This is a genomic window from Pseudomonas koreensis, assembly GCF_036668835.1.
In the GTDB taxonomy this organism is placed as follows: domain Bacteria; phylum Pseudomonadota; class Gammaproteobacteria; order Pseudomonadales; family Pseudomonadaceae; genus Aquipseudomonas; species Aquipseudomonas koreensis_I.
This window is the reverse complement of sequence record NZ_JAZEVW010000002.1, coordinates 211,671-231,838: the sequence shown is the minus strand read 5'-3', so window position 1 is coordinate 231,838 and position 20,168 is coordinate 211,671. Positions and strand designations below refer to the sequence as shown.

Below are 20,168 nucleotides of genomic sequence, written 5' to 3'. Positions count from 1 at the left end.
GTCAATCGATGCGCGGATGCTGCTGCGCCAGCTCATTGCGTTTGGCTTGCAACGTAGCGATTTCGGCATCGAGGTCTTCGATCTTCTGCTCGATGTTGTCGTGGTGCTCTTGCAGCAGTTCCTTGGCCTCTTCAAGGTCCGAAGCCGCAGGCGCTGCACCGCGCAGCGGTTTGTTGGCGGTTTCCTTCATCGTCACGCCGGTGACCAGGCCGACCACGGCGATGACCATCAGGTAGTACGCCGGCATATACAGGTCGTTGGTGCTTTCCACCAGCCAGGCCACGGCGGTCGGGGTCAGACCGGCGATCAACACCGAAACGTTGAAGGCGCTGGCCAGTGCGCTGTAGCGGATGTGTGTGGGGAACATCGCCGGCAGGGTTGAGGCCATCACGCCGATAAAGAAGTTCAGCAGCACGGCGAGAATCAGCAGACCGGAAAAGATCAGGCCGATGCTGCCGCTGTTGATCAGCATGAACGCCGGAATGGCGAAAATGAACAGACCGATGCTGCCGACCACGATAAACGGCTTGCGGCCGATCTTGTCGCTGATGAAGCCAATCAACGGCTGCACGAACAGCATGCCGACCATGATCGCGATGATGATCAGCACACCATGGTTTTCGCTGTAATGCAGATTGTGCGTGAGGTAACTCGGCATGTAGGTCAGCAGCATGTAATAGGTGACATTGGTCGCCGCCACCACACCGATGCAGGTCATCAGGCTGCGCCAGTGCTTGGTCGCCACTTCCTTGAACGAGACTTTCGGGCCGCCGGCCAGACCTTCGCGGTCGCCTTGTTCGAGCTTTTCCACGTGCTGCTGAAACGCCGGGGTTTCTTCGAGGGCGTGACGCAAATACAGGCCGATCATGCCCAGCGGCAGGGCGAGGAAAAACGGAATGCGCCAGCCCCATTCCTCGAAGCGCTGCTCGCCGAGAATGGTCGAGATCAACACCACGACACCCGCACCGAAAACAAACCCGGCAATCGAGCCGAAGTCCAGCCAGCTGCCAAGAAAGCCGCGCTTGCGATCCGGCGCGTATTCGGCAACGAAAATTGAAGCGCCGGTGTACTCGCCACCGACCGAGAAACCCTGAGCCATTTTCGCCAGCAACAGCAGAATCGGCGCCCAGATGCCGATCGAGGCATAGGACGGGATCAGGCCGATGGCGAAGGTACTCAGCGACATGATCACAATGGTCGCGGCGAGGACTTTCTGCCGCCCGTATTTATCGCCCAGCGCACCGAAGAACAAGCCGCCCAACGGCCGGATCAGAAAGGGTACGGAAAAGGTGGCGAGTGCGGCGATCATCTGTACGCCCGGATCGGCATCGGGGAAGAACACTTTGCCGAGCACATAGGCGACGAAGCCGTACACACCGAAGTCGAACCATTCCATGGCGTTGCCCAGCGCGGCGGCGGTGATTGCCTTGCGCATCTTGGCGTCGTCGACAATGGTGATGTCCTTCAGGCCGATCGGTTTGACGGTTTTCTTGCGTGGTTTCATGGTGATTACTCTGTTGCTGAGCCGTCTTGTTGCGTGCCGCTGCCGTAGGGGACAGGGAAGACGAGGTCCGTTCTCATGCGATGCCATCCTTTCAATGGCACGCCCTCTGTGGGATCAGAGATCAGAAGTAACCAAATAATTCACTGATCGGGATGATTTTGTCGTGCGTCTCGTATAGAAAGACTCGTCGCAACGCGTAGTTTCAGTCGACTACGGCAACACAAAACGCAAAGCACATGGACATAAGCATGTGGGACAGGAAGCCTCGTAATGACCAGTGACAACACCCGCCCCGATCAGGACTCGCAAGAAACGCTTAACGAAATTCGGCGGCTGCTGGCCAAGGCCAAGCGCAGTTCTGCGAAATCCCTGGATGAAATCAAGGCGCTGGAGCGTGAGTTTCAGTGCAGCGTTGAAAAAATAAAATATGAACTGAGCAAGGACGTCATCGAGAAGGCCAATGCTCCGGTGCATAAAGCCGTCAGTGTGCTCACGTTTATTCTGGCAGCAGTCGTTATTGTTGGCGGTGCATTCGCCTGGATTACAACCAACAATCTGAAGTCGACGCTGCATACCTTGATGAAGCAAAGAATAGAAAGTTGGCTTTCATTGAGCAATGACAGTTCGGAAGCCAGCAAGACGCTCGATGCCTATCGGACGCGCGCTTTACTGGACTCTTACATCATTCAACTGGCCAGACGAAAAGCGCAGAGCGATGTGATGGTCAGCCTCGACTTCAAGGTGGGCGACGAAAAACGCCTCCTTTCCATCGTTCAGTCGCCTTCATCTGACCGACAGGATTTTTACGATGCTTTGCGTCTACTGGCGGTCGCCGACGGTGAATGGGGCATCATGGCGGGAGACCGGGATCTGGGGCGGCAACTGGTCGCGCTGTTCAAAGACCCCCACTATGATCCGAACAGAAAGCTGGATATTTTGCAGATTCTATCGCGCGACCGTAACTTGCTGGATGTCGAAGTGGCCTACTTGCAGGACGAGCAGGCGCCTGAACCGTTTCGCTACCAGTCGTATCTGAATCTCAAGGGATACGATAGAAATACCATCCCGAATCAGCTCGCCGTGAAGTACGCGGTTGCGCTGATCAAAACGTCCAAAAGCACTCTCAAGGTAGAGGATGCTCTGCAATTCATCGCCTCTACTGACGCGGATAACGCTGATTTGACGTTGTTTCTCAGTACCACAGGCGAGCTGAAGCGTGAAGCCAGGATGAATTACCGCGTGGCGATTGCCAAAGGACTCATTGCTCAATTGCCATCGCCGCATTTTTCAGCTTATGAAGCGTACGAAGAAAGCGAGCCCGTGGACCGCGGTCTGATTCGTTCCAGGGTGGCGCAACTGGTGTCTGACTTGCTCGACGATGGATTGACGCTCGGTGTTAACGAGAATTTTGCTGGCAGGCCTCATCTTGAAATTCGCTATACCCAGGCATCCGGCGTCGCCCGATCATTCGACTTTCCACTGGACCGCCTGCTTCAGGATGAGCTGCTGATTCAGGAGATTTTCAAGCGTCAGTACCCTAAGGGTCTGGAACGGTTTGCCCGGTTCTTTGCGACGCAGGACAGAGGTGAAGTGGTGACGCAGGCAAAGTTCACAGTGCCTGCGCAGAAGCTCCATACAGAACAAGACGCTTCATTGCCAGAAGGCATCAAGGGCCGGCTGCAGTTCACCACGGACGGAACTTTGGAGTTCGTCTGGAGAGACAGTCTGGGTGATTGGCAAACCGGTGCAATCGAGGCGTTACTCGATGCAAACGTGACTGTAACAGTCGACAAAGACTACATCTCCTATCGTGACAGGAGCCTGACCGACTGGATTTTCTAGCACGTCGCTCCGCCCGTTCAAAAACGAGCGGGTGGAGCGAATTCACAGAGATTTATCTCGGCTGATTACAGCTTCAAAGTACAGCCTTCACCTGCAAACCAAACACCAACGCATTGTCGATGTCCTGCCCGGAAAACGCGCCCGGTTCGATGATGTACTGCATGTTCGGCCGCAGTGTCAGCCAAGGCGTGGCCTGATAGCCGTAGCCGAGTTCGATCAATTGCTCGGCGCTGTCCAGATTGGGAAATGCAGTGCCATTGGCCAGCGCGGCGTCTTGCTGCACATCGCGGCTGCGCGGGTTGGGCACGGCGCGGCCGTAGCCCAGAGCGACGGTGTCACGCGGGCGGCCTTCGAACGGGTTGTACAGCACCACGCCAGTGCCGTACCACTTGCTGAACGGCGAGGCGGCTTCACTGGCTGCGGAATACTGGCCGAACGCATGCAGGCTGCGGCCTTCGGCGGATTGTGAACGCCAAACCGCTTGATCGATCAGCAAGTAATGGCCGCCGCGCCCGGAAACTTCGTCGTCGCTGCCGATGCGTTTGACGTCGGAGCTGTCGTAGTAATAGCCGACCTTGTATTCGCCCGGCAGTGTGCCGGCATGCTTGTACACCAGTTCGATCGGCACCACGGTGCCGGTGGTGTGCTTCGGCCCCAGGTGCCAGGCGCGGCTGGAGTTGCCGTTGCTCGACGGGTCGACATTGAACGCGGCGACGCGCAGTTGCCATGCTGGCGACAGGTCGTATTTGACCCGCACGCCCAAGTGCGCGTTGGGGTAATTGGCCCAGCCGCTGCCGCCGGACATGTTCAGCGGATGGCCGCAGAAACCGGCGTTCATGAAGTTGCAGAGGATGCCGCTGTCGAGGCCGCCGAGGTCGTTGCCCATGGCCATGTAACCGAGTTTGACATTGAGCGCCGGGGTGAACAGGCTGCGCTCATAACTCAGTTCGGTCAGGCGCGTGTACAGGCCGCCGTAGTTTTCCTGAATCGGCAAACGGTTGCCAACCAGATCTTCCGAGGCGCTGTTGCCGCGGCGGTCGTTGATGGTCAGCTGGACCTTGCCGGCATTGTCGACGCCGTAGAGTTTGCTCAGGTCGAACTGCACACCGAGTTTGATGTTCTGCGAGTAGCGCGCCGAGCGATGCAGGCCGCCGTCGGCGTTATAAGCGGTTTCGCCGCTGTAGTCGCCGCTGAATTTGATGCCGTCTTCGTCGAGCTGATGGCGCAGGCCGCCCCAGTCACCGGTGAGGGTGCTGCGGGTCAACAGATCGGAATCGTCAGCGGCGAACGCGGGGAGGGTGGCGGTGCAGGTGAGGCCCAGCAACAGGCCTTGCAACAGTGTGGAGCGGGAAAAGCCAACAGCCAAAAACATCAGAAACTTCCTGCTGAAAACTTGAGCGATAGGGAAAAGCAGCGCGGCACCCGAAGGTGCCGCGCTTGACGTGGTCGCCGTGGGTTACGGCAGGGCGTAGGCCATCACGTAGTCGCCACGATCGGTCGACTGACGTGCGCCGCCGGCGGTGACGACGATGTATTGCTTGCCGGTTTTCGGCGAAACGTAGGTCATCGGGCCGCCCTGGCTGCCGACCGGCAGACGGGCTTTCCAGACTTCTTCACCGTTGCCGCTGTTGAAGGCGCGCAGGTAGAAGTCCTGGGTGCCGGCAATGAAGATCAAGCCGCCCTGAGTCGACAGCGTGCCGCCGAGGGTTGGCAGACCGATCTTGATCGGCAAGTGCATGCGGATGCCCAGCGGACCGGTGTCTTCAACGGTGCCGACCGGCACTTGCCAGGCGACTTTCTGGGTCTTCATGTCGATCGCGGTCAGGGTGCCGAACGGCGGCGCCTGGCACGGAATGCCAGCCACCGACAGGAAGCGGTTCTTGTTCACCGCATACGGCGTGCCTTTGAGCGGTACCGCGCCCATGCCGGTGTTCAGCGCTTCACCACCGCCGGCGGCCTGGCCTTTGTTCTGCGACGGGATCATCTGAATCCACAGGCCAAGGCGCATGTCGTTGACGAAAATGAAACCGTGCACCGGGTCAGTGGAAATGCTGCCCCAGTTCATGCCACCCAGCGAACCTGGAAAGCTCAGCGATTTGTCGGTGCCCGGCGCGGTGTACAAGCCGTCGTAGCGCATGCCCTTGAAGTCGATGCGGCAGAGCAGTTGATCGTAAGGCGTGGCGCCCCACATGTCCGACTCGGTCAGGTGCTGCGCACCTATCTGTGGCATGCCCACCGATTTTGGCTGGGTCGGCGAGTACGGCTCGTTAGGAATGTTCGCTGCTTTGACCGGCACGTCCTTGACCTCGGTCAGCGGTTTTCCGGTGACGCGGTCCAGCACGTAGATCTGCCCGGCCTTGGTACCGATGACCAGCGCCGGAATGCTTTTGCCGTCCTTGTCGAAGTCGATCAGGCTCGGCTGCATCGGCAAGTCGAAGTCCCAGAGATCGTTGTGCACGGTCTGGTACACCCAACGCTCTTCACCGGTGCTGGCGTCCAGCGCCAGGATCGACGCGCCGTACTTGTGGTCCAGTTCACTGCGCTCGACACCGTAGATGTCGGTGGACGAACTGCCCATCGGCAGGAACACGGTGTTGGTTGCCGAGTCGTAGGACATTGGCGCCCAGCTGTTTGGCGTGCTGCGCACGTAGGTGCTGCCGTCGGCCGGAGCCTTGCGATCCTGCGGGTTGCCCGGGTCGAACGCCCAGCGCATGGCGCCGGTGATCACGTCAAAACCACGAATCACGCCGCCGGGCATGTCGCTTTGCACGTTGTCGGCGACGCGACCACCGACTACGACTGTGGTGCCGGCCATCAACGGCGCCGAGGACAACTGATAGTAGCTGTCCGGCACATCACCCAGACCAGCCTTCAGATCGACCTGACCGTTGTTGCCGAAACCCTGGCAGAACTCGCCGGTGTCGGCATCGACGGCGATCAGACGAGCATCGATGGTGTTGGTCAGCAGACGGCGCTGGCAATTGGCAGCCGGCGCCGGTTTGGCTTCGATGATCGGCGAATTGGCTGGCTGCGCGATGGCCGCAGTGCTGTCGAAATACGCCATGCCACGGCAACGCTGCCAGACTTTCGACTGGGCGTTGATCTGGTTTTTCCAGATTTCCTTGCCAGTGTCGGCGTCCAGCGCAATGAGGTTGTTGTGCGGGGTGCAGATGAATACCTTGTTGCCGACCTGCAACGGGGTGAGCTGGTCTTCAGCGCCATTGCCGTCGCTTTCGGCAACGTCACCGGTGTGGTAGGTCCACGCGACTTTGAGCTTGTCGACGTTGTTGCGGTTGATCTGGTCGAGCGCAGCAAAGCGGCTGCCACCTTCGGTATTGCCGTAGTGCGCCCAGTCTTTCTGCGCCTTGGCCGGCTCGACCGGGGTCAGGCCCGGGCCGGCACCGGTGTCGGCAACGGTCGGGTGGGCGACGAACATGTTGCCCCCAGCCACTGCAACGCCCACCGCCAACACGGCGGCAACGGCATAAGCACCGCGACCGGCGGCTTCACCGTTGGCACGCTTGAGCAGGGGATAGACCAGCGCGACGACCAGACCGATCACGCTGAACATGAACAGCCGCGAGAACACCGGCCAGAACACCAGCCCGGCATCGCTCACCGCCCAGATCGCAGTGCCGACGAGGAAGACTGCAAACAGCCAGGCGCCAACAGTTTTGCAACGGGCGATCAGCAGGCCGGACACCGTCATCACCAATCCACCGACCAGGAAGTACCACGACCCTCCCAGGCTGACCAACTTCACGCCGCCTGCGGCAAGCGCCAGGCCGAGCAGGGCGATGACCACGCCGAGCCCGACGAGAATGAATTTTGATATGCCCGAGAGGCGTTGACTCTGGTTCACGTTGAATGTCCCCGTTGAAATGAGGTGCGCAGTATATCGTTAGGTAACTACCTAGTTAAAACACAAATTTTCACGATAAAGCGTAGTCCGCGATTCCGGCGCGCGTTAAACGCTGTGTTACTGGATGAGTTTGTACGGAGGCTGCGCGGGAAAAGCTTGGTTGTGCCAGTAGCGGTGGGATTAATGACAGCCATAAGCAAAAAAGCTGTTCATCCGCGACGAGGATGAACAGCTTTCGACGGGCCGACGCACGGCGACCGATGGGAGGGAGATCAGGCGTTTTCTTCGATCCGGCGTACGTCGCCAAGCGAATCGCGCTGCATCGACTGTAGGTTTTTCTCGATGGTTTCGCACAGCGCTTCCATTTGAATCTGGTGTTCGCTGTGACGAAACGGACTCTGCAGGTCGGTGCCGATGCGTTCGATGGCCAACAACATGAAGCCAACCACGGTCGAGGCCAGCGGCGTAAACCAGCCCAGCGATTCAACCAGCCCGACCGGCACGATCAGGCAGAACAGCGAGATGAACAGCCGTGGAAAATACACATAAGGGTAGGGCAGTGGCGTGTTGGCAATCCGCTCCATGCCGCCCTGGCTGTTGGACAGATCCACCAGCGTCGACTCCAGCCGCGCCAGACGAATGCTGTCCAGACGCCCGGCCTTGTATTCGCGAGCGAGCAACGCCGCCGAGCCGGTGAGAATGTCGTTGGCAAAATTGTTGGTGGTGCCGCTGCGGGCAAATTCATCCGCCGGAATAAACGCCCGGACCTCCTCGGGGCAGGGCAGACCTTGCAGGTGCGCGGCGAGGCAATTGACGTAAGCCACATGGCGGCGCAACAGCGTCGACTTGACCGGATTGACCTCACGACCGCCATCGTCGATCAGCGTCAGCACCTGACGGGCGAAGCTGCGCGAGTTGTTGATCATCGACCCCCATAGCGTGCGCGCCTCCCACCAACGGTTATAGGCGCTGCTGTTACGGAAACTGATCAACACCACCAGCGCTGAACCGAGCAACGTCAGGGGCATCAACGGCAGATTCAATTTGGCGTTGAGAAACAGCATGAAATCCACGGTGACGGCGATGTCCCAGAGCAACAGCCAGAACAGCGACCAGCCCACGTAGCCGAGGGTCTTGATGATCAGACGGTACTTTTTGGCGATGGCAGCTTTCAAACCGGAACCTCGTGAGCGTTGGCGATCAGGAGTGACGCCTTAACTCCGACGCTGTTTTCGCGCTAAAGGTCCGCGGCCTGCTAAATCGATTAACCCAATGCGGTGTCGAGGAACATCATCACGCCGAAGCCGAGCATCAGCCCCAGCGTGGCCGGGGTCTCGTGACCGTTGCGGTGGGTTTCCGGAATCACTTCATGGGAAACGACAAAGATCATTGCACCGGCGGCCAGCCCCAGCGCGATCGGATAGCCCAGGGCAAAGCCGCTGGAAACACCTAACCCGATCACAGAGCCCAACGGCTCCATCAGTCCCGAGCCAATGGCGATCAGCGCCGCGCGCCAGGCCGATATACCGGTCACGCGTAGAGCCAATGCGATGGCCAGACCTTCCGGAATGTCCTGAATGGCGATGGCGGTGGTCAGCGGCAGGCCGACTTTCATGTCGCCGTCGGCGAAACTCACACCGATCGCCATGCCTTCGGGAAGGTTGTGCAGGGTGATGGCGAGGACGAACAGCCAGACCCGATTGATGCGCTGCGACTCCGGCCCACGGCGGCCGCTTTCCTGGTGCTCGTGGGGCACGAAGCGATCCAGGCCGATCATCAACGCTACGCCCAGCGCCAGACCGAATACCACCACACCGGCGGCCAGCAATGAATTGCCAGTCATTTTTTCCGCGGCGTCGATGCCCGGCAGAATCAGCGAAAACGAACTGGCGGCGAGCATCATGCCGGCGGCGAAGCCGAGCATGGTGTCCTGAGTGCGCGAGGCGATGTCGCGCAGGACCATGGCTGCCACGGCGCCCAGTGCCGTCGCGCCGAAACCCGACAAGCCGCCCAGTACGGCCAGCCGCAGATTGTTTTCGTCGGCACCGACCAATGCGGCGTAACCGCTGACCAACAGCAACCCGGTGACCACGATCAGCGTCGCCCAGAAAAACAGCCCCGGCCAGCCGCCACTCGACGCCATGCTCCACCAGCTGCGCATGGTCGTGCTTGCGGAAGACGAGGGAAGTGACATGGGGCCTCCTGTGGTTTTGGGTCGATTGGGGTTGAGATTACGGGCGCGCTTACAGATATCAGAAGCGATGGGGTGGGGAGGAATTGCAATTTTTTTCCGGGACAGGCGACAGACGGCAAAAGCAAAAATCAAAAGCCCCTCACCCTAACCCTCTCCCGGAGGGAGAGGGGACTGACCGAGGTGGATGTAAGAGATCCGCCGGACTGAGCGTTCGGAGGTGGTCTCAGGCTTTGAACATCAGCCTCGAGACAGGCCGAGATCTGGCCAACCACGAAGATCGGCTCCCTTTCCCCTCGCCCCCCATGGGGGAGAGGGCTGGGGTGAGGGGGATCGATACCGGCCACCACACAAAACCAGCGCCGCCCCCCACAAGCATCGGCGCCCCACAACTCAATCAGCGCAATGACCCGCCATCCCCATAAACACTGACATCCAGCCCTTCAAACCGCGCCTTCAACTGCAACGCCAGATACAACGAATAATGCCGCGACTGATGCAGATTACCGCCGTGAAACCACAGATTGTCCTGTCGCGTCGGCTTCCACATATTGCGCAATTCCCCCTCGTACGGGCCCGGGTCGTTGGTCGTGCCAGACCCCAGCCCCCAGCAGCGCCCGACCTTGTCAGCCACCTCCTGAGAAATCAGCTTCGCCGCCCAGCCATTCATCGAGCCATAGCCGGTGGCATAGACGATCAGGTCCGCCGCCAGCCGACTGCCGTCGGTCAGCACCACCGCATCCGCTTCGATGTGATCGACGCCCAGCCCCGGCGCGCTCTTGAGCTTGATCGTGCCGTTGGCGATCAGCTCGGACGCGCCGACGTCGATGTAATAACCAGAGCCACGGCGCACGTACTTCAAAAATAGACCGGATTCATCATCTCCGAAATCGAGCATGAAACCGGCCTTGGCCAAACGCTCGTAAAAGTCTTTGTCGCGGGTTTTGATAGCGTCGAAGATCGGTTTGTGAAAGCTCGGCATGACCTTGTACGGGATCGAAGCGAACAGCATGTCGGCCTTGTCGGTGGTCAAGCCTGCCTCTAGCGCATCTTCGGAATAGAGCCCGCCGAACACCAGTTCCATCAAGCTGTCGGAGCGCACGATGTGCGTGCTCGAGCGTTGCACCATGGTCACTTCGGCGCCGTTCTCCACGAGGTCGGCGCAGATGTCGTGGGCCGAGTTGTTAGCGCCGATGACCACGGCACGCTTGCCGCGCCAGGCGTCGCCGCCGGGATGGCGGCTGGAATGATGTTGCTGCCCCTGAAACACCTCGGCGCCGGGAAAGCGCGGCACATTGGGCACGCCGGACATGCCGGTGGCGAGGATCAATTGCGTCGGTTTCAACGTCAGGCGCTCGCCGTCACGCAGCACCTCAACTGTCCAGGTCTGAGTCTGCTCATCGAACCCGGCGCTGAGGCATTCGGTGCGCGACCAGTAATCGAGTTCCATGACCTTGCTGTACATCTCCAGCCAGTCGCCAATCTGGTCCTTGGGCGTGAACACCGGCCAGTGATCGGGGAAGGGCAGGTACGGCATGTGGTCGTACCAGACCGGGTCATGCAGGCACAGCGACTTGTAGCGACCGCGCCACTGATCGCCGGGCCGTTCGGCCTTGTCGACAATCAGCGTCGGCACGCCAAGGCGCTTGAGCCGCGCGGCGAGGCCCAAGCCGCCCTGACCGCCGCCGACAATCAGGCAATACGGCTGGGTGGTGATGCCCAGCGCCGCGTGTTCATCGCGGCGGCGTTCCAGCCAATTACGCTTGTCGGCATGGGCGTGGCCATGGTTGGCGCCCATCGGTCGGCGGCGACCGCTGGGTTCTTCGAAGCCCTTGAGCTCGCGCATTGTGGTCAGCAGCGTCCAGCACAGGCCATCCTTGAGCCGCACATAACCCTTGCCTCGCGCTGCCTCGGTTTCCAGGCTCATCCAGCCCTCGAGCACACCGTCGGTCAGCGTCGCCTCACCGTCGAGTCGCCATTGTTGCGGCAGGGTGGGTTCGAGGCGGGTTTCGAGCATCTCGCGGATCGCCGGTTTGCCTTCGAGTGTTACCAGGTTCCAGCTGAACAGCAGCAGGTCACGCCAGTAGCATTCGTCGGCAAACAGCTCCAGCGTTGCCTCCACGTCACGTTGAGCGAGACGCTCGCCGAGGGTCTCGATCCAGGCAGCCAGTTGCGCGGTCGGCGTTTGCAGGGGCGCATCGATAGCGATGTTCATAGGGCTTCTCCGATCTTGTTGTTGTAAGAACAACAGCCCTGGAGCAAGGCTCGGGCCAGCTTCGGCAAAGCCCCGTGGCAGAGCGGTTGGCGCTGTAGATCGCCAATCGTGTATCGGCGCTGTGTCACGAATTCGGGAATGGGCGATGACACTGTGTCACGCCGGGCGAAAAACGCCGGTTTCGGACTTTTCATATAAGCTGCAAACAGTCCCGTGTCCGACCGTAGCGGAGAACAACAACAATGAAACCGGCCTTGATCAATGCCCACGCACAGCAAGTGCTGCAAGCCGTACAGGGTAGCGTCGCTAGTCCTGGTCCCGTTGCAGACCTGGCGATCACTCGCTCGTGGCGCCGCTGCCTCGATCAATACCGCCTCGATCCCGCCAGTCGCCGCGCGCCGGATGTGGTCGAGCAAGCGCGTTTGCAGGATCACCGCGCGCCGCTGGAACACATCATCGCCGTGGCGCACTGGCAGATGAACAGCCTGCACCAACAGCTCGGGCGTGACGGCCATGTGGTGTTGCTCACCGATGCGCGCGGCGTGGCGATCGACAGTGTGTTCAACGATGCCGAGCGCGCCGGGTTTCAGCGCGCCGGGCTGTGGCTGGGCTCGGTGTGGAGCGAGGAACACGAAGGCACCAACGGCGTCGGCACCTGCCTGGTCGAGCGTCAGCACGTGACCATCCGCCGCGACGAGCATTTTCGCGGCAAGCACGTCGGCCTGACGTGTTCGGCCAGTCCGATCTTCGACCCGAGCGGCGAATTGCTCGCCGTGCTCAATCTGTCCTCGGTGCGCGAAGAACAGAGCCTCGAACAGCGTTTCAAAGCCATGGCGCTGACCAACCTGTCGGCCAAACTGATCGAGAGCTGCTTCTTTCTCGGGCACGATCCGCAGCGCTATTTGCTGCGTTTTCATCCGGACGCCGGGTTTGTCGGACTGCTGGGCGAAGGGCTGCTCAGCTTCGATGAGAATGCGCGGATCTGCTCGATCAACGACGCGGGTCTGGAACTGCTTGGCCTCAGTCGTGAGCCGATCATCGGCCAGTCGCTGGCGCTGCTGCTGGAGACACCGATCGATCAACTGATCAGTCACGCCGGCGCGCTACCCAGCGTTTGCTGGCCGCTGCGCCTGGCTGACGGTCGGCAGTTGTTTGCCCAGCTGCGCGAACCGCTGCGTCGGCCACAGCCCGCCATTCCCGCGATCGCGCCCATCAACGACGCGCGCGTTTGCCTCGAAGACCCGCGCCTGCAACGCGGTTTTGCCCGCGCGTTGCGTGTGCTGGAACGCGACGTACCGGTGTTTCTGCAAGGAGAAACCGGCACCGGTAAAGAAGCCTTCGCGGCGGCGCTGCACCGGGCGAGTTCTCGAACCAGCCAGCCATTTGTGGCGATCAATTGCGCGGCGATTCCGGAAACGCTGATCGAGAGCGAGCTGTTCGGCTATCGCGGCGGCAGCTTCACCGGCGCGCGCAAGGAAGGCATGCTCGGCAAGCTCGAACAGGCCCATGGCGGCATTCTGTTTCTCGATGAAATCGCCGACATGCCGCTGGCGTTGCAGACACGTCTGCTGCGGGTGCTGGAGGAGCGCCAGGTGGTGCCGCTCGGCGCCACAAGCGCACGGCCACTGGATATACGCCTGATCAGCGCCAGCCACCAGAACCTGCAGACTTGCGTCGCCGAAGGGCGTTTGCGCGAAGACCTGTTCTACCGCATCGGCGGTTTTGCCGTGCAACTGCCGGCGCTGCGCGACCGCTCGGACAAGGGGCGGCTGTTTGATCTGCTGCTGCGTGAAGAAGCGGCCGGCATGCGCGTCCGACTGGACGCCGGGGTTAAGGAGCGCCTGCTGAAACAGCCCTGGCCCGGTAACGTCCGGCAATTGCGCACCTGCCTGCGGACCTTGGTCGCGCTGGCCATCGATGGGCGCATCAGCCTCGATGACCTGCACGAATTGCTGCCGTACAACGCCGAGGCAGTGGAAAACCCGCTGAACGTGTCTGAACGACAAACCCTGCTGACCTTGATCAACACCGAGCATTGGCACATCGCCCGGGTCGCCGCGCGGCTGGGCATCAGCCGCAATACGCTGTATCGCAAGTTGCGCCAGCACGGGATAACCCGGCCCGGGTGATCGCAGACTTCGTGCTATTGGCGCAACGCAACGGCTTTACCGTCCGATTCCTGAACCCAGAGGCAAGCGCTCATGTTGAAACTCTGCACCCTCCTGTTGTGCCTCGCCCTGGCCAGTTGCAGCGGCGTCGACGTACGCAGCTACAGCCAGGAAAAACCCACGCTGGAGTTGCGCGAATTCTTCGAGGGTCGGGTTGAGGCCTGGGGGATTTTTCAGAAGCGTTCGGGTGAGGTCGCCAAGCGCTTTCATGTGCTGATCAATGGCCATTCCGAAGGCAGCAAGCTGATTCTCGACGAGTCGTTCACCTACAGCGATGGTACGAAACAGAAACGCGTCTGGACCCTGACCCCGGACGGCCCCGGCCAATGGCGCGGCACCGCCGGCGATGTGGTCGGCGAGGCGCGGGGCGAGACGGCCGGCAACGCCTTGCGCTGGCGGTATGTGCTGCGTTTGCCGGTGGACGGCGAGGAGTACGACGTCGAGCTGGATGACTGGATGTACCTGATGGATGACAAGACCCTGATCAACCGCTCGTACATGAGCAAGTTTGGCGTTGAGGTCGGTCAGATCACGTTGTTTTTCCGTAAATAACCGCCGACGAAAGACACCAATCCGCAAGCCGAGGCACGCGAAGCTTTGGACTACACTCGTAGCTCCAACCGGCGGGCGTGCTCGCCTGTCTCGTCGCGGTGCAGGCGGAGAATGGCGATGAACCCAGTGGCTGACGCAGCAGAACCCTCTCCCTGGCATGACGGAGAGCTGGCGTTACAGCGTTCCGTGGGCGCGGTGGAGATCATGGCGGGGCCGGGGCAACGGCAAATGGCCCGCACCTGGATGCCCGATCAACACCGGGATTTTTACGCGCAATTGCCATTTATCGTCGTCGGCGCGGTCGATCCGCAAGGCGAGCCATGGGCGACGATTCGCTGCGGTCAGCCCGGTTTCCTGAGTTCGCCAAACCCCGAAACCCTGCACATGGCCATTGCGCGCGAGCCCGCCGATCCGGCGGAAAGCGGCATCAACGAGGGCGATGCAATTGGCCTGTTAGGCATCGAACTGCACACTCGGCGCCGCAATCGCATGAACGGCATCGTCCGGCGCCAGGGCGACGACAGCTTTGCCGTCACCGTCAGCCAGGCGTACGGCAACTGCCCGCGCTACATCAACCTGCGCCAGTTCAGCTTTGCCGATGAGCCGGCCGGCGATGTCAGCGAAACCACCACGCTGGACACGCGCGCCCGTGAACTGATCAGCACGGCCGATTGCTTCTATGTCGCCAGCTACATCGTGCGCGAAGGCGCGCGGCAGGTCGATGTTTCACACCGCGGCGGCAAACCCGGATTCGTGCGCATTGACGAGGAGGGCGTGCTGACCATTCCGGATTTCTCCGGCAACCTGTTCTTCAACACCCTGGGCAATATGCTCGTCAATCCGCGAGCGGGGCTTACGTTCATCGACTTCGACAGCGGCGACCTGCTGCAAATGAACGGTCACTCGGAGATCATTCTCGACAGCCCGGAAATCGCCGCGTTTCAAGGCGTCGAGCGCTTGTGGCGCTTTACGCCGCAACTGATTATCCGCCGACAGAAGGCGATCCCGTTGCGCTGGGCGAGTGTGGCCGAGGGCGACTCGCCGAACTCGTTGATGACCGGCAGTTGGGCGCAAGCCGCCGAGCGCTTGAAGGCCGAAGCGTTGCGCGATACCTGGCGCTGGTTACGGCTGGTGCGGGTCGTCGACGAGAGCCAGAGCATTCGTTCGTTCTATTTCGAATCCACCGATGGCGCGGCACTGCCTCGTTTTTCTGCCGGGCAACACTTGCCTTTGCGGCTGCAACTGGACGGCCAGAAAGCCCCGGCCATTCGCACCTACAGCCTGTCGAGCGCGCCCTCGGATGATTTTGTGCGCATCAGCGTCAAGCGCGATGGCAGTGTGTCTTCACACCTGCACGCGCATTTCCAACCCGGTGACACCATCGAAGCGCGCGCGCCGCAAGGGCATTTCACCGTGGATCCGACGCAGCGGCGTCCGCTGGTGCTGATCGCCGCCGGCGTAGGCGTTACGCCGCTGTTGTCGATGCTGCGCGAAGTGATTTATGAAGGTCGGCGCATCAACCGCATACGCCCGACGTGGTTTGTCCAGAGTGCGCGATCCGTGGCCGATCTGGCCTTTGGCGAAGAAATCAGCGAACTCGCACGCCTGGGCGGCGACAAGGTGCGCGTGCTGCGCCTGATCAGTCAGCCGGAAACCGACGCGCGCGAAGGCGAGGGCTTCGAACTGGCCGGGCGGATCGACTTGCAGGTGCTGAAAAATCTGCTGCCGCTCGACGATTACGACTTTTACCTGTGCGGCCCCGGCGCGTTCACGCAGGCGCTGTATGACGGCCTGCGCTCGCTGCGCATCCACGACGAGCGCATTCACGCAGAAACCTTCGGCCCGTCGACGCTGGTGCGGGATCTGCAAACGCTGGTCCCGGCGCAGCAGCAAGTGGCGAAATCCAGCGAACCGGTGAAAGTGCTGTTCTCCAGCAGCGGCAAGGAAGCACGCTGGATGCCGGACAGCGGCACCCTGTTGCAGCTCGCCGAGAGTCGCGGGCTGAGCCCGGAATTCAGTTGTCGCGGCGGCTCATGCGGCACCTGCAAAACACGGCTGGTCAGCGGCCAGGTGCATTACCTGAACATGCCGGCAGAGACGCTGGCGGAGGGGGAGGTGCTGATCTGCTGTTCGGTGCCGGCGCAGGCCAGCGAGACGCTGGTATTGGAGATCTGAAGCGAGGTCCTGGCGCGGCTACTTGATCGCGTCAGGATCTTCCGCCATCGGCGTCGGAATCTGCCATGCCGGTTTTTGCCCGTCCTGACGGTCGAAAGCGCGCCGCGCCGTACGAAAGTCTTCGACGTTTTCGACCACCCAGGTCCACACCGGTGACATGCGCACCAACAAGCCTTGGCCGAGTGCTGTCAGCTCGTATTCGACACGCGGCGGCACTTCACCGAACTCGCGACGCACCAACAGGCCGTCGCGCTCGAGCGCGCGCAGAGTCTTGGTCAACATGCGCTGGGTCACGCCGGTCATCTGGCGTTTTATCTCGGCGTGACGCATCGCGCCATACACCCCCAAGGCATGCAGGATGCCCAGTGACCAGCGGCTGCCGGCGTGTGCAAGCACTTCGCGGCGCACGCCGTCATCGTCTTTTCTGAGCGTCTGGCAGATCGCTTCGGCGTGCCTCAACGCGTTCTGGTCGGTCATGTCTTCCCCTGGTATCACGCGTGTGCCTTCTTACGAGCGCTGACGGTTGCTGCCAGCATTGGCGCATCTTACAGGCAACGGTTTTAAGGAGACATCATGACTCACACAGCACAATCCATTCTGGTGCTGGGCGCTGGAGAACTCGGCTTTGCGGTGTTGCGCAATCTTGCGCGAGTGGCAAAGCGCGCGCCCGGCTCGACCATCAGCGTCCTGCTCAGGGACTCGACCATCAATTCCCGAGTGGCGGAAAAAAAGGCCGAAATCGATGAGCTGCGCAGCCTCGGCATCCACATGGTGGCCGCCGACCTGGTCAACGATTCGATCGAGCAACTGGCAGCCGTGTTTGCCCGGTTCGACACGGTCATCGGCTGCGCCGGCATGGTTGCCGGTCGCGAAACGCCAATGAAACTGGCGAAAGCGGCGCTCCAGTCTGGGGTGAAACGCTATTTCCCGTGGCAGTTCGGCGTGGACTTTGAGGTGATCGGCCGTGGCAGTCCGCAGGATCTGTTCGATGCGCAGCTCGACGTGCGTGAATTGCTGCGCGCGCAGAACCAGACCGAATGGGTGATCATCTCGACCGGCATGTTCACCAGTTTTCTGTTCGAACCGGTGTTCGAGGTGGTTGATTTCGACAACGACACCGTCAATGCGCTGGGCAGTCTGGAAAACAGTGTGACGCTCACCACGCCCGAGGACATCGGCACGCTGACGGCGGAGATCGTGTTCTTTGAGCCTCGCTTGCGGAATGAAATTGTCTACCTGTCCGGCGACACGCTGAGCTACGGACAGGTCGCGGGCATCCTCGAACATGCGCTGGGGCGACCATTCAAGTCCAACGTGTGGACCGTTCAACACCTGATGGACGAACTGCGAAAAGACCCCACCCATCACATCAAGAAATACCGCGCGGTGTTCGCCCAAGGTCGTGGTGTGGCATGGCCCAAGGCGGGGACGTTCAATGAACGGCAGGGGATCGCGGTGACCACTGCGCAGCAATGGGTTCAGCAGAATCTGGCGGGCAAGTAACGCTTGAAAGGCATCCGGCAACCAGGCCGGATGCGGTCAGCGGCTTTGTCGTCATTGAGCGCTGGCAGCCTTTTCGATCAGGCTGGTGACGACTTTCGGGTTGGACACCATCACCACGTGCGACGCGCCTTTAACCACGACGGTGTGTTTCGCGTGCGCGCGTTCGGCCATGAATGCCTGGGCTTGCGCGGGGATGTTGTGATTCTGGTCGCCGTAGACGAACCACGACGGGATGGTTTTCCACGCCGGTTGCGTTGCGGCTTCGTTGAGCGCCGCGACGGTGACCGGACGTTGCGTCGCCGCCATTACCTTCGCGTCGGCGGCGGAAACATCGGCCGCGAACTGGGCGTGGAATTTGTCCTGCTGGATATACAGATCCTTACCGCCGTCAGCCAATGGCACAGGCGGGGCGAGGGTAGGGCCGAGCGTGCCGCCCGGGAAGCGTCCGGACAACGCAGCAGTTGACTCGCCGGCGTCGGGCGCAATGGCTGCGACGAACACCAGCGCTTTGACATTGGCGTTGCCGTAAGCCGCTTCGCTGATCACCGGTCCGCCGTAGGAATGCCCGACCAGTACGATTGGCGTTTTGATGGTGGCAAGGATATCGGCGACCGATTGCGCATCGCCTTTGAGCGAGCGCAGCGGGTTCGACGCGGCGATGACCGGGTAGCCATCCTTTTCCAGAAGGTTGACCACGCCGTTCCAGCTGCTCGAGTCGGCGAAAGCGCCGTGGACGAGCACGACGGTCGGTTTGACCGGTGCGGCGAATGCAGCGCTGGCGGCGGCCATCGCGGCGACCAGGGCCATGCCTGTAAATAACTTGTTCATTGGTTGTTACCTGTGAGTGAAGGAGGGATGAGGCAGCGCGACCTGTTTGCGCACTGCGGGGCGCATGGTCGGTTGTGAACACAGAGGAAGAGAACAACCACGAACGGCAAACCACTGTTGCGGTATTTGCAATGGCAGCGTTTGCTTTCGAACCGTCCGCCAGCGCGCCGATTGTTTCATCCAGCGCAATAAGGCCATGACATCGCTGCGCATTCTCTAAACCGCCCGCGCTGGAGAGACTGCTGCCCGGAGCGAACGACCGTCACGGTCATCGCGAATGTCACATAACCGGGAGATAACCATGGCTGACATCACTCCACACCGCTTTTGCCCAGCCGCCTCGCAAACGTCGCACCCACTCGACCGTGAGCACGAAGCCAGTTTCCTGCTGCCGCAATTCATGGGCGCGCTGGCGGGCGAGTTCAGCGCATTCGGCGTGAGCGAGCACTCTCAACCGTGCGCAGATAAAAGCCTGTTGGCGAAATTCTGTGCCTTACTCAAGCGGCTGCGCTGAAGATCGGCGCCGATCATTCCATCCAGTGAAATGCTCGATTGCTGTCGGCGGTTATTCCGCCGTTTCACCACCGGGAGCAAGATCAGCCCATCGACGCGATCACCAGGTCGAACCCAATAACAACCGGAGTACGCCACCATGTCCCAGCAACCGATCAAACTGTATCGCCACCCCTTGTCTGGCCACGCCCATCGCGTCGAACTGATGCTGTCACTGCTCGGCCAGCCGACCGAACTGGTGTTCGTCGACCTGATGAAGGGCGCACACAAAACCCCCGAATTTCTTGCCCTGAACCGATTCGGTCAGGTACCGGTGATCGACGATAACGGCACCGTGCTGGCCGACTCGAACGCGATTCTGGTGTACCTCGCCGCGAAATACGGCAACGGCGAATGGCTGCCGAGCGATCCGGATGCTCTGGCGAAAGTGCAACGCTGGTTATCGGTGGCTGCCGGGCAGATCAGTTCAGGCCCCGCGACGGCGCGTTTGATTACGGTGTTCGGTGCCGGTTACAACGCCGAAGAGGCAATCAGCAAATCGCACAACCTGCTCAAGGTGATGGAAGACGAGTTGGCCAACAGCCGATTCCTCGCCGGCGACCAGCCGACTGTCGCTGATGTAGCCGCCTATACCTACGTGTCACACGCCCCGGAAGGCAATGTTGCGTTGACGGATTATCCGCATGTTCGTGCCTGGCTTAGCGGCATTGAAGCGTTGCCCGGCTTTGTCGGTATGCAGCGCACTGCCGTTGGCTTGCAGCACGCCTGATCGACCGCCCGGAGTGGCTTGCCGTCTATAGGGCAGGCGGCCGGGC

15 protein-coding genes are annotated in these 20,168 nt (G+C 60.9%); 7 read left to right on the top strand and 8 right to left on the bottom strand.

What is annotated here, in order from left to right; translation table 11 throughout:
- Position 1 precedes the first annotated feature (1 nt).
- Positions 2–1,504, bottom strand: coding sequence for a glycine betaine/L-proline transporter ProP (gene proP, locus V6F91_RS06115; protein ID WP_332763041.1), 1,503 nt, complete (start codon positions 1,502–1,504; stop codon positions 2–4).
- A 270-nt stretch (positions 1,505–1,774) separates the two neighbouring features.
- On the opposite strand from proP, the gene V6F91_RS06110 reads away from it, so the two are divergent.
- The gene (locus tag V6F91_RS06110) at positions 1,775–3,346 is read left to right on the top strand and encodes a hypothetical protein (protein ID WP_332763040.1); all 1,572 of its coding nucleotides are present in this window, start codon (positions 1,775–1,777) and stop codon (positions 3,344–3,346) included.
- 73 nt (positions 3,347–3,419) lie between these two features.
- Here V6F91_RS06110 and V6F91_RS06105 read toward each other — a convergent pair whose 3' ends face one another.
- The 5 genes from V6F91_RS06105 to V6F91_RS06085 all read right to left on the bottom strand — a co-directional run bounded on the left by V6F91_RS06105 (position 3,420) and on the right by V6F91_RS06085 (position 11,614).
- Positions 3,420–4,718, bottom strand: coding sequence for a carbohydrate porin (locus V6F91_RS06105; RefSeq protein ID WP_332763039.1), 1,299 nt, complete (start codon positions 4,716–4,718; stop codon positions 3,420–3,422).
- Between the two features lie 84 nt (positions 4,719–4,802).
- A complete protein-coding gene (locus tag V6F91_RS06100) occupies positions 4,803–7,208 on the bottom strand; it encodes a glucose/quinate/shikimate family membrane-bound PQQ-dependent dehydrogenase (RefSeq protein WP_332763038.1) in 2,406 nt (801 codons plus the stop codon).
- Positions 7,209–7,480: 272 nt separating this feature from the next.
- Positions 7,481–8,383 (bottom strand): bestrophin family protein, encoded by a 903-nt coding sequence (locus tag V6F91_RS06095; RefSeq protein ID WP_332763037.1) that lies wholly within the window; start codon positions 8,381–8,383, stop codon positions 7,481–7,483.
- Between the two features lie 89 nt (positions 8,384–8,472).
- Complete coding sequence (locus V6F91_RS06090; protein ID WP_423815324.1) at positions 8,473–9,351, bottom strand: ZIP family metal transporter; 879 nt, start codon at positions 9,349–9,351, stop codon at positions 8,473–8,475.
- Between the two features lie 445 nt (positions 9,352–9,796).
- Positions 9,797–11,614 (bottom strand): NAD(P)/FAD-dependent oxidoreductase, encoded by a 1,818-nt coding sequence (locus V6F91_RS06085; protein ID WP_332763036.1) that lies wholly within the window; start codon positions 11,612–11,614, stop codon positions 9,797–9,799.
- A gap of 242 nt (positions 11,615–11,856) precedes the next feature.
- On the opposite strand from V6F91_RS06085, the gene V6F91_RS06080 reads away from it, so the two are divergent.
- The 3 genes from V6F91_RS06080 (at position 11,857) to V6F91_RS06070 (ending at position 16,509) form a co-directional block, all read left to right on the top strand.
- Entirely contained in the window at positions 11,857–13,743 is a 1,887-nt protein-coding gene (locus V6F91_RS06080) for a sigma-54-dependent Fis family transcriptional regulator (protein WP_332763035.1), read from the top strand.
- 72 nt (positions 13,744–13,815) lie between these two features.
- On the top strand, positions 13,816–14,334 hold the full coding sequence (locus V6F91_RS06075; protein WP_332763034.1) for a DUF3833 domain-containing protein: 519 nt from the start codon (positions 13,816–13,818) through the stop codon (positions 14,332–14,334).
- A gap of 117 nt (positions 14,335–14,451) precedes the next feature.
- Positions 14,452–16,509 (top strand): pyridoxamine 5'-phosphate oxidase family protein, encoded by a 2,058-nt coding sequence (locus tag V6F91_RS06070; RefSeq protein WP_332763033.1) that lies wholly within the window; start codon positions 14,452–14,454, stop codon positions 16,507–16,509.
- Between the two features lie 18 nt (positions 16,510–16,527).
- Here the strand turns inward: V6F91_RS06070 and V6F91_RS06065 are convergent, their stop codons facing one another.
- Positions 16,528–16,986, bottom strand: a complete 459-nt coding sequence (locus tag V6F91_RS06065) for a helix-turn-helix domain-containing protein (protein WP_332763032.1) — start codon at positions 16,984–16,986, stop codon at positions 16,528–16,530.
- Between the two features lie 96 nt (positions 16,987–17,082).
- Here V6F91_RS06065 and V6F91_RS06060 point away from each other — a divergent pair, with 96 nt between their 5' ends.
- On the top strand, positions 17,083–18,012 hold the full coding sequence (locus tag V6F91_RS06060) for an aromatic alcohol reductase (protein WP_332763031.1): 930 nt from the start codon (positions 17,083–17,085) through the stop codon (positions 18,010–18,012).
- Positions 18,013–18,063: 51 nt separating this feature from the next.
- Here V6F91_RS06060 and V6F91_RS06055 read toward each other — a convergent pair whose 3' ends face one another.
- Entirely contained in the window at positions 18,064–18,840 is a 777-nt protein-coding gene (locus V6F91_RS06055) for an alpha/beta hydrolase (RefSeq protein ID WP_332763030.1), read from the bottom strand.
- Positions 18,841–19,141: 301 nt separating this feature from the next.
- Here V6F91_RS06055 and V6F91_RS06050 point away from each other — a divergent pair, with 301 nt between their 5' ends.
- Both V6F91_RS06050 and V6F91_RS06045 read left to right on the top strand, forming a co-directional pair.
- Positions 19,142–19,354, top strand: coding sequence for a hypothetical protein (locus V6F91_RS06050; RefSeq protein WP_332763029.1), 213 nt, complete (start codon positions 19,142–19,144; stop codon positions 19,352–19,354).
- A gap of 138 nt (positions 19,355–19,492) precedes the next feature.
- Complete coding sequence (locus tag V6F91_RS06045) at positions 19,493–20,122, top strand: glutathione S-transferase (RefSeq protein WP_332763028.1); 630 nt, start codon at positions 19,493–19,495, stop codon at positions 20,120–20,122.
- Positions 20,123–20,168 lie beyond the last annotated feature (46 nt).

Coding starts and splice junctions, on each gene's coding strand:
- V6F91_RS06080 (WP_332763035.1), top strand. CDS start 11,857: ATGAAACCGGCCTTGATCAATGCCCACGCACAGCAAGTGCTGCAAGCC.
- V6F91_RS06060 (WP_332763031.1), top strand. CDS start 17,083: ATGACTCACACAGCACAATCCATTCTGGTGCTGGGCGCTGGAGAACTC.
- V6F91_RS06110 (WP_332763040.1), top strand. CDS start 1,775: ATGACCAGTGACAACACCCGCCCCGATCAGGACTCGCAAGAAACGCTT.
- V6F91_RS06065 (WP_332763032.1), bottom strand. CDS start 16,986: ATGACCGACCAGAACGCGTTGAGGCACGCCGAAGCGATCTGCCAGACG.
- V6F91_RS06105 (WP_332763039.1), bottom strand. CDS start 4,718: ATGTTTTTGGCTGTTGGCTTTTCCCGCTCCACACTGTTGCAAGGCCTG.
- V6F91_RS06050 (WP_332763029.1), top strand. CDS start 19,142: ATGGCTGACATCACTCCACACCGCTTTTGCCCAGCCGCCTCGCAAACG.
- V6F91_RS06090 (WP_423815324.1), bottom strand. CDS start 9,351: ATGGCGTCGAGTGGCGGCTGGCCGGGGCTGTTTTTCTGGGCGACGCTG.
- V6F91_RS06055 (WP_332763030.1), bottom strand. CDS start 18,840: ATGAACAAGTTATTTACAGGCATGGCCCTGGTCGCCGCGATGGCCGCC.
- proP (WP_332763041.1), bottom strand. CDS start 1,504: ATGAAACCACGCAAGAAAACCGTCAAACCGATCGGCCTGAAGGACATC.
- V6F91_RS06085 (WP_332763036.1), bottom strand. CDS start 11,614: ATGAACATCGCTATCGATGCGCCCCTGCAAACGCCGACCGCGCAACTG.
- V6F91_RS06045 (WP_332763028.1), top strand. CDS start 19,493: ATGTCCCAGCAACCGATCAAACTGTATCGCCACCCCTTGTCTGGCCAC.
- V6F91_RS06075 (WP_332763034.1), top strand. CDS start 13,816: ATGTTGAAACTCTGCACCCTCCTGTTGTGCCTCGCCCTGGCCAGTTGC.
- V6F91_RS06070 (WP_332763033.1), top strand. CDS start 14,452: ATGAACCCAGTGGCTGACGCAGCAGAACCCTCTCCCTGGCATGACGGA.